At 66.0% G+C, this 12,604-nt stretch carries 15 protein-coding genes; 7 read left to right on the top strand and 8 right to left on the bottom strand.

Annotated elements, in window-relative coordinates:
- Both VGC77_RS01970 and tam read right to left on the bottom strand, forming a co-directional pair.
- Positions 1-519: TIGR00645 family protein (locus VGC77_RS01970; protein ID WP_331169879.1), on the bottom strand; the 519-nt coding region annotated here is incomplete at its 3' end.
- A gap of 112 nt (positions 520-631) precedes the next feature.
- The gene (gene tam, locus VGC77_RS01965) at positions 632-1,402 is read right to left on the bottom strand and encodes a trans-aconitate 2-methyltransferase (RefSeq protein ID WP_331169878.1); all 771 of its coding nucleotides are present in this window, start codon (positions 1,400-1,402) and stop codon (positions 632-634) included.
- Between the two features lie 236 nt (positions 1,403-1,638).
- Between tam and VGC77_RS01960 the strand changes: the two genes are divergently transcribed.
- From VGC77_RS01960 to VGC77_RS01945, 4 genes are all read left to right on the top strand, one after another.
- Entirely contained in the window at positions 1,639-1,941 is a 303-nt protein-coding gene (locus VGC77_RS01960) for a BrnT family toxin (protein WP_331169877.1), read from the top strand.
- Entirely contained in the window at positions 1,925-2,185 is a 261-nt protein-coding gene (locus tag VGC77_RS01955; RefSeq protein WP_331169876.1) for a BrnA antitoxin family protein, read from the top strand. The genes VGC77_RS01960 and VGC77_RS01955 overlap by 17 nt, the downstream gene beginning before the upstream one ends.
- 82 nt (positions 2,186-2,267) lie before the next feature.
- Complete coding sequence (locus tag VGC77_RS01950; protein WP_331169875.1) at positions 2,268-2,525, top strand: AbrB/MazE/SpoVT family DNA-binding domain-containing protein; 258 nt, start codon at positions 2,268-2,270, stop codon at positions 2,523-2,525.
- On the top strand, positions 2,522-2,923 hold the full coding sequence (locus VGC77_RS01945; protein ID WP_331169874.1) for a type II toxin-antitoxin system VapC family toxin: 402 nt from the start codon (positions 2,522-2,524) through the stop codon (positions 2,921-2,923). Before VGC77_RS01950 ends, VGC77_RS01945 begins: the two co-directional genes overlap by 4 nt.
- Positions 2,924-2,930: 7 nt before the next feature.
- On the opposite strand, the gene ettA is transcribed toward VGC77_RS01945, so the two are convergent.
- Positions 2,931-4,580, bottom strand: a complete 1,650-nt coding sequence (ettA, locus tag VGC77_RS01940) for an energy-dependent translational throttle protein EttA (RefSeq protein ID WP_331169873.1) — start codon at positions 4,578-4,580, stop codon at positions 2,931-2,933.
- A gap of 229 nt (positions 4,581-4,809) precedes the next feature.
- On the opposite strand from ettA, the gene VGC77_RS01935 reads away from it, so the two are divergent.
- The gene (locus VGC77_RS01935) at positions 4,810-5,016 is read left to right on the top strand and encodes a hypothetical protein (RefSeq protein WP_331169872.1); all 207 of its coding nucleotides are present in this window, start codon (positions 4,810-4,812) and stop codon (positions 5,014-5,016) included.
- A gap of 199 nt (positions 5,017-5,215) precedes the next feature.
- On the opposite strand, the gene VGC77_RS01930 is transcribed toward VGC77_RS01935, so the two are convergent.
- On the bottom strand, positions 5,216-6,457 hold the full coding sequence (locus tag VGC77_RS01930; RefSeq protein ID WP_331169871.1) for a L,D-transpeptidase: 1,242 nt from the start codon (positions 6,455-6,457) through the stop codon (positions 5,216-5,218).
- Between the two features lie 55 nt (positions 6,458-6,512).
- On the bottom strand, positions 6,513-6,767 hold the full coding sequence (locus VGC77_RS01925; protein ID WP_331169870.1) for a hypothetical protein: 255 nt from the start codon (positions 6,765-6,767) through the stop codon (positions 6,513-6,515).
- A gap of 54 nt (positions 6,768-6,821) precedes the next feature.
- Here VGC77_RS01925 and VGC77_RS01920 point away from each other — a divergent pair, with 54 nt between their 5' ends.
- Positions 6,822-7,643, top strand: a complete 822-nt coding sequence (locus tag VGC77_RS01920) for a hypothetical protein (RefSeq protein ID WP_331169869.1) — start codon at positions 6,822-6,824, stop codon at positions 7,641-7,643.
- Positions 7,644-7,655: 12 nt separating this feature from the next.
- On the opposite strand, the gene sseA is transcribed toward VGC77_RS01920, so the two are convergent.
- The 3 genes from sseA to VGC77_RS01905 all read right to left on the bottom strand — a co-directional run bounded on the left by sseA (position 7,656) and on the right by VGC77_RS01905 (position 10,442).
- Positions 7,656-8,513, bottom strand: coding sequence for a 3-mercaptopyruvate sulfurtransferase (gene sseA, locus VGC77_RS01915; RefSeq protein ID WP_331169868.1), 858 nt, complete (start codon positions 8,511-8,513; stop codon positions 7,656-7,658).
- Between the two features lie 206 nt (positions 8,514-8,719).
- Positions 8,720-9,145: a rhodanese-like domain-containing protein gene (locus VGC77_RS01910; RefSeq protein WP_331169867.1), complete on the bottom strand. Its 426-nt coding sequence runs from the start codon at positions 9,143-9,145 to the stop codon at positions 8,720-8,722.
- Between the two features lie 121 nt (positions 9,146-9,266).
- A complete protein-coding gene (locus VGC77_RS01905; protein WP_331169866.1) occupies positions 9,267-10,442 on the bottom strand; it encodes a VWA domain-containing protein in 1,176 nt (391 codons plus the stop codon).
- Between the two features lie 194 nt (positions 10,443-10,636).
- On the opposite strand from VGC77_RS01905, the gene VGC77_RS01900 reads away from it, so the two are divergent.
- Positions 10,637-12,547 (top strand): diguanylate cyclase, encoded by a 1,911-nt coding sequence (locus tag VGC77_RS01900; protein WP_331169865.1) that lies wholly within the window; start codon positions 10,637-10,639, stop codon positions 12,545-12,547.
- The last annotated feature ends 57 nt before the right edge of the window (positions 12,548-12,604 follow it).

Here is a 12,604-nt window from a genome sequence, read left to right as displayed (position 1 = left end):
CGAGAGCACGAACACGCAGTGAATGATGGTCTGCCACATCACGCCGCTCTCGGTGAAGCTCGTGGCCCGTCCTCCTGTCCCGCCAAGGTTGCTGGCCTCGATGAAAGTGCGCAACAGATGGATCGACGAAATGCCGATGATGGCCATCGCCAGTTTGATCTTCAGCACGCTGGCATTGACGTGGCTGAGCCATTCAGGCTCGTCCGGATGGCCTGCGAGATTCAACCGCGACACAAATGTCTCATAGCCGCCGACGATCACCATCACCAGAAGGTTCGAGATCATCACCACGTCGATCAGGCCGAGCACCGCCAGCATGATCTGCTGCTCGCTGAAATCGAACGAATGCGCGAACAGGTGCCACAATTCCTTCAGGAACAGCACGACATAGACGCCCTGCGCCACGATCAGCCCGACATAGAGCGGCAGCTGCAGCCAGCGCGAGCCGAAGATCAGCATCGGGATCGGGCGCAGCCGCAGCGTCTTCGGCGGCAACGGCGTTTCGGGCGTCATGGACATCGGCGGGGGTCTCGCTGCAATCGGGAATCGCGGAGCGCATCCGCGCGGCCTTATAGCCGACGCCCGCAGCGCGACCCGCGCGGCAACTGGCCGCAGCCGAAACGCAGCCGCGCTACTTGATCGCCACGATGAAGAGCCGTGGAAACCGCAGCAGCACCTTGCCGTCGGCCTGCGGCGGATAGGCGGCGGCGATCCGCGCGGTGTAGGCGGCGAGATAGGCCTTGCGCTCCGGCAGTTCCAAAGGATCGATGAACGGCCGCAGCCCGGTGCCCTTGACCCATTCGACGATCGCCATCGCGTCGTCCAGCACATGATTGTAGACGGTGTGCCAGATCTCCAGCCGGCTGCACAACGGCCGCAAGACATCGTAATAGGCGCTGGGCTTCGGCAAAGCGTCGCGCAGCTGCGCGGCCTCGGCCAGATGATGCCGCCACGGCTCCTGAAACGCCACCTCGCGCATCATGATGTGCGACGGCTCGTCGAGATTGTCCGGCATCTGCACCGCCAGCACGCCGCCCGGCTCCAGCGCGCCGACCAGCCGCTGCATATGCTTGAGATGGTTCGGCACCCATTGGAACACGGCATTGGCGAACACCACGTCGGTGCCGATCGGCGGCGCCCAATGCGCGATATTGGCCTCGATGAAATTGTAACCCGGCAGCCGATCGCGGGCCTGCCGCAGCATGTCGGCGGAGGTGTCGACGCCGGTGACCTTGGCCTGCGGCCAGCGCTTCACCAGAAGCTCGGTGGAATTGCCCGGACCGCAGCCGATGTCCGCCACCCGACGCGGATCATCCAGCGGGATTTGCGCCAACAGGTCGCGCGCCGGCCGAGTGCGCTCGTCCTCGAATTTCAGATACTGCTCGGCGTTCCAATCGGCCATCCGTCGAATCCCCGTACACCCCGCCCCACCGCGTCCTGCCATTATGCCAGCCCGCCGATACGGGCAAGATACGAAATTGCGGGTGAAAAGTTTGGCTGGTTTCGGCAGAGCTCGCGGGAAACTTCCGGCCCTCTGACCAATACCCTCGCCGCCGCTGCGCTTGCGCGCCCGGCGCCCGGCGCCCGGCGCCCGCAGCCGCGGCTTGACCTTTCTGTATATGATGACAATATACAACAATGTTCAGTCTGGACCAGATCACCGGGTTCGATTGGGACCCCGGCAACGCCCGGAAGAGCACCGACAAGCATGGCATCAGCCAGGCGGAGGCGGAGCAGGTGTTTGTCAACAAGCCGCTGCTGTTCTTGGACGATCCGACCCATAGCAAGAGCGAAGTGCGCTACCACGCCTATGGCAAGAGCAACGCCGGCCGGCTGTTACAGGTCAGCTTCACGTTGCGACAGGATGAAACGCTGCTGCGGATCATTTCCGCCCGCCCGATGAGCGCCAGGGAGCGCGCCCGCTATGCCGAAGAAGCTTAAGCCGATCCCGAAATTCGCCAACGAGGCGGAGGAGCGTGCCTTCTGGGAGTCGCACGATACCGCGGACTATCTTGATCTCAGCAAGGCGGTGCCGGTGCGCTTCCCCAACCTCAAACCGTCGACCACCGCGATCTCGCTGCGGCTGCCGGTCAGCCTGCTGGAGCAGATCAAGATCGCCGCCAACAAGCGCGACGTGCCGTATCAGTCGCTGATCAAGATCTGGCTAGCGGAGAAGGTGGGGTAGTAAGGCAGGAAAGCGTGGCTAACGGTGATCGACGCAACTATGAGCCAGCATTACTTGTCGCGTTAATACTACGGAGCAAGCCATGGCGACGACCGTAACAACCAAGGGCCAGATCACGCTGCCCAAGAAGGTCCGCGATGCTGCGGGCATCAAACCGGGCGACAAGGTCGAAGTTCGCAACACCGCATCGGGCGGGATCTTCATCGGGAAATCCGGCTCCGAGGCCGAATATCTCAAGAAGTTGCAGGCGATCGCAAAACGCTATCCGATCCGCGGCGGCACCACGGATGAGATCATGCTCGAACTGCGCGGCGATCCAGCGGACGACTTCGAGAAGTGACGCTGATCGATACCAATGTTTTGATCGACATCTTGTCGAGCGATGCCAATTGGCAACGATGGTCGTCCGCGGCGCTCCGGCAGCAATCGCAGCACGGCGTCCTTCTGATTAACGAAATCGTCTATGCCGAACTTTCCGGCCGCTATGCCAGCCAGCAAACGCTGGATGCGGCGGTCCACGAGCTTCACCTTCACTTCGAATGGCTTCCCAAGTCAGCGCTCTATATCGCGGGCCAGACCTTCACCGCCTATCGCCGTTCCGGGGGCGTCCGAACTGCCATCCTCGCCGATTTCTTCATCGGAGCTCACGCTGCCACGGCGAGAATTCCCATTCCGACGCGCGACACCGCACGATACCGCAGCTACTTCCCAGAAGTCGAACTGATCGCGCCGACCTGAGATTACCCTACCGCGTCAGCTTCTTGTACTTCGCCCGGTGCGGGATCACCGCGTCCTGGCCGAGCCTTCGCATCTTGTCCTTCTCGTAGTCCTGGAAATTGCCTTCGAACCATTCGACATGGCTGTCGTCTTCGAACGCCAGGATATGCGTGGCGATACGGTCGAGGAACCAGCGGTCATGGCTGATGATCACCGCGCAGCCGGCGAAATCCTCCAGCGCTTCTTCCAAGGCGCGCAGCGTATCGACGTCGAGGTCGTTGGTCGGCTCGTCGAGCAACAGCACGTTGCTGCCGGATTTCAGCATCTTGGCCAGATGCACGCGGTTGCGCTCGCCGCCGGACAGTGAGCCGACCTTCTTCTGCTGGTCACCGCCCTTGAAATTGAACGACGAGCAATAGCCGCGCGAATTGACCTCGCGCTTGCCGAGCAGGATCAGTTCGTTGCCGCCGGAGATTTCCTCCCAGACGTTCTTGTTGCCGTCGAGGCTGTCGCGGGATTGATCGACATAGCCCAGATGCACGGTCTCGCCGACCGTGATGCTGCCGGTGTCGGGTTTCTCCTGCCCGGTGATCATGCGGAACAGCGTGGTCTTGCCGGCGCAGTTCGGGCCGATCACGCCGACGATGCCGCCGGGCGGCAGCTTGAAGGTGAGGTTGTCGATCAGCACCCGCTCGCCGAAACTCTTGCTGAGGCCTTCGACGTCGACCACGTTCTGGCCGAGCCGCTCGGCCACCGGAATGATGATCTGCGCGGTCTGGCTCTGCTTCTCGCTGGCCTTGTTGAGCAGCTCCTCATAGCGCTGGTAGCGCGCCTTGGATTTCGCCTGCCGCGCCTTCGGCGAGGCCGCGATCCATTCCTGCTCGCGCATCAGGGTGCGCTGGTGGGCAGCGTCCTCGCGGCCCTCCTGCTCCAGCCGCTTCTGCTTCTGCTTCAGCCAGGACGAGTAGTTGCCCTCATAGGGAATCCCCTTGCCGCGGTCGAGCTCGAGAATCCAGCTGGTGACGTTGTCGAGGAAGTAGCGGTCATGGGTGACGATCAGGATCGCGCCGGGATAGTTGCGCAGATGGCCTTCCAGCCACGACACCGATTCGGCGTCGAGATGGTTGGTCGGTTCGTCGAGCAGCAGCAATTCGGGCTCGTCGAGCAGCAATTTGCACAACGCGACGCGGCGGCGTTCGCCGCCGGACAGTTTGGTGACGTCGGCGTCGTCGGCCGGGCAGCGCAGCGCGTCCATCGCCTGGTCGACCTTGCTGTCGAGGTCCCACAGCCCCGCGGACTCGATCTGGTCCTGCAGCTTGGTCATCTCGTCGGCGGTCTCTTCGGAATAGTTCATCGCCAGCTCGTTGTAGCGATCGAGGATCGCCTTCTGCTTGGCGACGCCGAGCATGACGTTTTCTCGCACGCTCAAGGCCGGATCGAGCTGCGGCTCCTGTTCGAGATAGCCGACCCGGGCGCCCTGCGCGACCCAGGCCTCGCCGGTGAACTCCTTGTCGATCCCGGCCATGATCTTGAGCAGCGTCGACTTGCCGGAGCCGTTGACGCCGAGCACGCCGATCTTGGCGTCCGGATAGAACGACAGGTTGACGTTATCGAGCACCTTGCGGCTCGGATAGGTCTTGGACAGACCCTGCATGAAGTAGACGAACTGGCGCGCCATCGTGATCCCTGAAAAGCCGTCGGATGTGTGGAAATGGTTGCCGCTGATGTAGCGGTGCGAGTTGCAAAGGGCAACCCGAGTGAAGGCGGCGTTAAGCCTTCATTAAGGATAGCGGGTCGATAAGGTGCGATCGCGGCATTCGAACCAATTTTTAATCAGTTCGGCGAACACTGCTGCAAGCCCTGCGCGCGTTTGGCGATCAGGCGGGGCACCCAACCGGGCATCAGCCATGGCTCACGTCGCGACGACGTCGTCCCCATTGCCGGAGCAGGCTTTCGAGCCGCCGGCGCGGCCGTTCGAGGAGATCCGCGACTTCTGGCGGCAGTTCTTCGTCGCCGCGTTCAGCCCGTATCGGCCGGAATTGCACTATATGCGCGGACCGGGGCCGGCCTTTGAAGCCAAGCACGGCCACCGCGGACGATCGCCCCAGCGCTGAGCGACCGCGCCGCATCCGCCGCTTTATGACACTCGCCGTTGTTTCGAGCAGCCTCTGCGGCTGAATCACGCACGCGCCACAGCGGCGGCGCGCTCCCCTCCCCCTTGCGGGGAGGGGAGCAGAGGCGCTCGTCAATTTATCGGATACGTCTTATCGGGACGTCTTTTGTCGGGGACGTCTTTTTGGACCGCTTACGCCGTCAGCGCACCGTCACCGGCGCCGGCAGCGCCGGCACCACGGTCGGCGCGGTGCCGGGCACCGGCGAGACCTGCACCGTCGAACCCGGCTGCGGCCCGGCGGGAGCGCCGATCGGCTGCGCCTGCGCGGTGGTGGTGGCGATCGGCGGCCGCGGACCGGCCGGCAACACCACGACGCGGGTGCCGACCTTGACCCGATCGAATAGATCGGAGACGTCGTCATTCAGCATGCCAATGCAGCCCGACGACACGAACTTGCCGATCGTCGAGGGCTGGTTGGTGCCGTGGATGCGATACACCGTGGCGCCGAGATACATCGCCCGCGCGCCGAGCGGATTGCCCGGGCCGCCGGCCATGAAGCGCGGCAGATAGGGCTGGCGCTCGATCATCTCGGTCGGCGGATGCCAATCCGGCCATTCCGCCTTGCGGGTGATCTTCTGCACGCCGTTCCAGGTAAAGCCATCGCGGCCGACGCGAACGCCGTAGCGGATCGCGCGACCGCCGCCCAAGATGTAATAGAGGTGCGTGTTCGGGGTATCGACCACCAGCGTGCCCGGCGGCTCCTTGGTCGGGAACGCGACTTCCTGGCGCCGCAGATTCGGCGGCAGCTGGACGTTGGTGTCGGCCTCGGGCTGTTCTTCCGGCGGCAACGCCGACAGCGTCACCGGCCGACCGTCATTGCCGGCCGCGCCACCCGGCGCGGCGCCGGCCTGCGACGGCGCGCCGACGGCTTCCGGCGGACGGACCGGGTGATTTTCATCGCCCGGATAGATGAAGCCCGCGCCGGGGCCACGGCCGGAGTCGTTGCCGCGATCGGAATACACCGGCGCGCCGGCGGGACGGTCGGAATAGATCACCGGCGGCGGCCCGGCGGGACGGCCGTAGCGCGGATCGTCCGGCGACAACACCGGACCCTGCGGAAGCTGGTTCTGCGGCGCGCTCTGCACCGCGCCGCGATCGGAATACACTGGGGCGCCGGCCGGCCGGCCATAACGCGGATCATCCGGCGACAGCACCGGCCCCGGCGCCGGCAACGCCACCGAACCCGGTCCGCGGCCGCCGTCTTCGTCGTCCAGCGCGTCGAAATCCGGCATCGCGTCGCCGCCGGCCCGCGGCGGATAGGCCGCAGGCGGCGTCGCGTAGGGCCCGCCGGCAGGAAGGTTGCTTTGCGCGGTGGCGAGCGGCATGACCACGGCGCTGGCGGCCACGGTCGCGAAAATCGTCAGAATGCGTTTGATCGTCATTACTTTTGTATAAACCCCAAGCCACAACCGGATCCTTAACGGGGATGGCGGACGATCACGGCACATTCAAGACAAAATCGCGAATTGCCGCGGAAATCGAGCATATTCTGCGGAACTTGCGACATTTGTGATCGATCGTTTGCGATCGTGCGGGGCAGGCGCCGCGGCTGCGGCGGCGCATCGCCGCATCGAGCGGTTCGCCGCGGCAAAGCCGCGGAAATTTCTGCGAATCGCCGCGACCGTTACGATATTCTGCAAGCCGGCTGATTCGCGGCGCGTCGCGGCGATCAGGCTCAAGTTGCGTTGTCACCGCGTTCCCGTTGGCTCAAGGCTCCTTCGCCCCGGCGAAGGCGGAACAAGACGAATGCTCCCCGGATTCCGTTTTCTGTTCACGGCGGTGGTGTTGTCGGTATCGCTGCTGGTATTCGGCCTCGGCGCTGCGGCGTTGCTGCGCGCCTCCCACGAACAATTCATCGCCACGCCGATCATCCGGCAGGCCTCGCCGCTGTTCGCCCGCCACGACGAGCCGACCGCGCCGCTGCTGACCATGCTGCGGGTCGATCCGGCGCCGGAGCGCGCCGCGCCGCAGCCGGCCAGCCTGACCGCGCCGACCTCGCCCGAGGCCGAGCCGGCCGTGATCCCCGGCGTAGCCGAGCCGCCCGCCGCAAGCCCGCAGGCCAGCACGCCCGCAGCGACGGGTGACACGCCTGCCCCCGCCGACTCCGCAACCACCGAGTCGGTAAAGACCGAAACGGCAAAGGCCGAACCCGCCGCGCTGCAATCGCCCGCCGCGGCCGAACCGGCGAAAGCCGAGCCCAAGGTTGAGCCGCCGAGCGTGATTGCAACGGTCGCCGAGGCGCCGGCCAGCCTCGCCGCGGCCCCGGCGGCGGTCGCCGAGCCGGCGCAGTCCGCTGCGCTGAGCGATCCGCCCGCCTCGCGCGACGCCGCGGCCGCCGTCGTGCCGGCAGCGACGCTGGTGGATCGTCCGAGCCCTGACGACGCCAAATCGGCAACGCTCGCGGAGGCCGCGACCGGCGAGGTCGCCGCGCCGCCCAAGGCCGCGATCAAGAAAAAGAAGAAACGCGTTCAGGCGCGCAAGCCGGCGAAACGCCGTCCGGCGGCGCGGTCGCGCAGCCGCCGCCCGGCGGTTGCCAAGCCGGCCGCCGCCTCACCGCTCGGAAATTAGCGACGCTTCGGCTCACGCCGGTCCGGTCGCGACCGGCGGGCCGTCCGGCAGCCCCCATTCCGCCCACGAGCCGTCATACAGCGCGGTGCGATCGACGCCGAGCCGCTTGAGCGCCAGCGTGATCACCGCCGCGGTGACGCCGGAGCCGCAACTGCTGACGATCGGTTTTTCCAGATCGACGCCGGCGGCGGCGAACACGGCACGCAATTCATCGGGCGATTTCATCGTCGCGTCGGCGTTGAGAAGATCGGTGAACGGCACGTTGCGGCTGCCGGGAATCCGCCCCGGGCGGCGCCCCGGCCAGGGCTCGGCGACCGCGCCCTCGAAGCGCTCGCGGGAGCGGGCATCGACCACCTGCTCGGCCTCGGAGTCGAGGTTGGCAATCACCTGGTCGATCTTGCGCAACCGCGCGGCGTCGAACCGCGGCGCAAAGTCTTGCGCCGGCGTGGCCACCTCGCCGTTCTCGACAGCGTGGCCTGCGGCGAGCCAGGCCTTCAGCCCGCCCTCCAGCACTCTCACATTCTCGAAGCCGTACAGCTTGAAGGTCCACCAGGCGCGCGGCGCGCCGAGATAATTGCCGGCGTCATACACCACCACGAGGCTGTCATTGCCGACGCCAAGCGCGCCGACATAGCGGGCGAACTGCTCCGGCTGCGGCACCATATGCGGCAGCGGATTGTCCGGATCGGCAACCGCGTCGACGTCATAGAACGCAGCGCCCGGCAGATGCCGCGCCAGATAGTCGTCATGCGCGGTCGGCGGCCGCGCCGCCGGCATCTTGTAGGAGGCGTCGATGACGCGGAGCTTCGGATCGGCGATGTGGTCGGCGAGCCATTGCGGCGAAACCAGCGGGTCGTGCAGAAATGTCATTGGGTGGGTCCGTTGTTATCAGGTGATCCTGGAATCGATAGTTGCATGCCGTCGCCCTCCGAGGCCTCCGCTGCGCTCCGGCGCCTCAGGGTGACGCCGTGGTGCCTTGGCGCCGACTTCGCGCGCCGTCATCCTGAGGCGCGAAGCCGCGCTTGCGGCGAGCCTCGAAGGATGACGAGATAGAACGCCGGCGCCACTTCGTCGACTCACTCCTTCGCCTTGCGCGGCGTCACATGCTCCACCGCGCCGCCGGCGTCGCGCCAGGCCGCAAAGCCGCCGGCGATATGCGCCACCGGCGCCAATCCCATGTCCCGCGCGGTCTTCGCCGCCAACGCCGAGCGCATCCCGCCGGCGCAATAGAACACGAATTTCTTGCTCTCCTGAAACACCGGCTTGGCATAGGGGCTGTCCGGATCGATCCAGAACTCCAGCATGCCGCGGGTGCAGGCGAACGCCCCGGGGATCCGGCCGTCGCGCTCGATCTCGCGCGGGTCGCGGATGTCGACGATCACCACCGCGTTGTCGGCGCCGATCTGATAGGCGGCGATCGCCTGCTCGGCGCTCAGCGTCTCGATCTGCGCGTTGGCCTCTTCGAGCAGCGCCTTGATGCCGCGGGTGATGTGCTGGGGCATGATGACCTTCGTTCAGTTTTTTCCGATGCATTCGCCGTGATCCGCAGCGCGCTCCCTCTCCCCGCTTGCGGGGAGAGGTGACGCATTCCGCGGCGCAGCGCCGATGACCGCCGCAAAGCCCTTACCGCACCAATTCCTTCATCGCGGCTTCCAGTCCCTCCAGCGTCAGCGGAAACATCCGCTCGGAGAACAGCCGGCGGATCAGCTTGGTGGATTGCGAATAGTCCCAGTGCCGCTGCGGCACCGGATTGAGCCACACCGCATGCGGATAGGTGCGGGTCACGCGCTCCAGCCAGACCGCGCCGGCCTCCTCGTTGATATGTTCGACCGAGCCGCCCGGCGTCATCAGCTCATAGGTCGACATCGCGGCGTCGCCGACGAACACCACCTTGTAGTCGTGCGGATACTTGTGCAGCACGTCCCAGGTCGGCGTGCGGTCGGTGAAGCGGCGGCGATTCTGCTTCCACACGCCTTCATAGAGGCAATTGTGGAAGTAGAAATATTCCATGTGCTTGAACTCGGCCTTGGCCGCCGAGAACAATTCCTCGACCTGGGCGACGTGGGAATCCATCGAGCCGCCGATGTCGAAGAACACCAGCACCTTGACGGCGTTGCGCCGCTCCGGGCGCATCGCCACGTCGAGATAGCCGTGGTTGGCGGTCTGCTTGATGGTGGTGTCGAGATCGAGTTCGTCGGGCGCGCCGGTGCGGGCGAATTTGCGCAGCCGACGCAGCGCCACCTTGATGTTGCGGATGCCGAGTTCGACATCGCCGTCGAGATCCTTGAACTCGCGCTTGTCCCAGACCTTGACCGCGCGCTGGTGCCGGCTCTTGTCCTGGCCGATCCGCACGCCTTCCGGATTGTAACCCTCGGCGCCGAACGGCGAGGTGCCGGCGGTGCCGATCCATTTGTTGCCGCCCTGGTGGCGGCCCTTCTGTTCCTTCAGGCGCTCGCGCAAGGTTTCCATCAGCTTGTCCCAGCCCAGCGCCTCGATCTGTTTCTTCTCCTCTTCGGTGAGATACTTCTCCGCCAGCTTCTTCAGCCATTCGGCGGGAATCTCCGCCTTCTCCATCGCATCGAGCAGGGTTTCCAGCCCCTTGAAAACGGTGCCGAACACCCGGTCGAATTTGTCGAGGTTGCGCTCGTCCTTCACCAGGGCGGCGCGCGACAGATAGTAGAAGTTCTCGACGCTCTGCCCGGCGAGGTCGGCGTCGAGCGCCTCCATCAGCGTCAGATATTCGCGCAGCGTCACTGGAACCTGCGCGTCGCGCAACGATGTGAAGAATTGCAGGAACATGGTTGAAGATTGCCTGACGCCCGGCGCGCGTCAAGAGGCCGTCACGACGGAAACCCCTGCAACGCCGAAGCCGGCGGCCGGCGCCGCCTGGCGGCGGCGGCAAGCCGCGCGGCGAAAACCGGGGCCGCTCTTAGCGCCCGGTAAAGCAGAGCGACGCTAGGATACGGTTCCCTTGGCGCCGAGCATCCCGCAAAATGCCTCCACAGACCAGCCGAATAGCACGACTGCTCAGCCACCCGGTCGCCGCAGCCGTCGTCGTTGCGCTGTTCGTTCTGGCGATGAGCGGCAGCGTGATCGGACTGGTGGCCTGGAAGGCCGCCACCGCGCGCAGCAGCGAACTCGCCCAGCGTTCGGTGGCGATCGAGAATCTGGCGCATTCGCTGGCCGATCAGGCGTCGCACGCGATCCAGTCGGTCGACGTCGCCTTGAGCAACATCGTCGATGCCTGGCCGGTGCGGGCGGCGGACCCGGAGCGCGGCAAGCGCCGCTTGAACGATCTCGTCGCCCGGCTGCCGCAGATCCGCGCCCTCGCCCTCGTCGACGCCGATGGCAACACCGTGTTGTCGACGCTGGCCGCCCCGATCCTCCCCGGCGAGGCGCTGACCAGCAACCTCGCCTTTCACCGCGCCAACGCCGACCGCGCGCTGCACATCTTCGCGCTGCGGTCCGCCGGCCAGCCCGGCGTCGGGCTGTCGAAACGATTGTCCAATGCCGACGGCAGTTTCGCCGGCGTCGTGGTGGCGCTGATCAATACCGAGCAATTCAGCGCGCTGTACCAGGCCTTCCAGCTCGGCAAGCGCGGCAGCGTCAGCATCCTGCGCGCCGACGGCACGGTGCTGATGCAATCGACGCCGACGCAGGCCGGGTCGAAGAACCCGCGCAGCGACACGGCGCCGGTGCCGTTGCCGGATTCCTTCAACGGCACCCACAAGAGGCTGGCCGCCGACGGCGCCTGGCAGCATTACGGCTATGCGCATGCGCCGCGCTATCCGATCATCGTGGCGGTGTCGCAGCATGAAGACGATATCCTGCAGGGCTGGCGCGCCGGGCTGCGCTCCGACATCATCGTCGCCGCGCTATTGTTGTGCTGCATCGCGCTGCTGGCGGCGCTGCTAACTTCGCAGTTCCGGCTGCGGCTGTCGATCGAGCGCGCGCTGCGCGACCGCGAGACCCGCTACCGGCTGTTGGCCGACAACATCGCCGACGTGGTGATGCTGCTCGACCGCGACGGCAAATTTCTCTACGTGTCGCCGTCGCTGCAAGCCGTGCTCGGCTTCAACCCGCGGCGACTGATCGGGCAATCCTGCTTCGACTACATCCTGCCGGCCGACATTCGCGCGGTGCGGCGCGCCGCCGCGCGCCTGAACAACGCCGCGGAAACCCGCACCGCCTCGTTCCGGACCTTGCGCGCCGACGGCTCGCAGGCCTGGGTCGAGGTCAACTTCAAGCTCACCGCCTCCGCCGACGCCGGCGGCACCGAGCTGGTGGCGGTGCTGCGCGACGTCACCGAGCGTCACAGGATGGAAGACGAACTCAAAGCGCTGAATTTCCGGCTCGCCGAGCTGGCGACCACCGACGGCCTCACCGAGCTTGCCAACCGGCGCAGCATGGATGGCTTCCTGCGGCTGCATTATCCGGCGCAGCCGCGGATCTCATTGCTGCTGATCGACATCGATCATTTCAAGCGCTTCAACGACGGCTACGGCCATCAGGCCGGCGACGCCTGCCTGCAACGCGTCGCCAGGGTTCTGGCCGACGCCACTTCCGCCACCGGGCTCGCGGCGCGCTACGGCGGCGAGGAATTCGCCGTCATTCTGCCGGGGGTCGGCGAACAGGACGCGGTGCAGATCGCCGAAACGATTCGCCGCGCCATCGCCGCGCTGGGGATTGCCACCCCGAGCCCCGACCGCAACCCGGTCACGGTGAGCATCGGCATCGCCAGCCGGACCTCGACGTCGCTCAACGAAGAGGATCTGCTGCGCGCCGCCGATCTGGCGATGTACGCGGCCAAGCGAAGCGGCCGCAATCGCAGCGTCGCCGCGTCGTCACTGCCCGACGATGGCACGGGCGTCGTGCCGCTCAATCGGCTGATCCAGGCCGGCTGATCCGCCGTCGCGACGCCGGCCGGCTGCGCTGGACCTGCGCGGTTTTTCAACTAGTGT

The organism is Rhodopseudomonas sp., assembly GCF_036404135.1.
GTDB lineage: Bacteria > Pseudomonadota > Alphaproteobacteria > Rhizobiales > Xanthobacteraceae > Rhodopseudomonas_A.
Note: the sequence above shows the minus strand (reverse complement) of the source record. Positions and strands in the feature narration are given on the sequence as shown.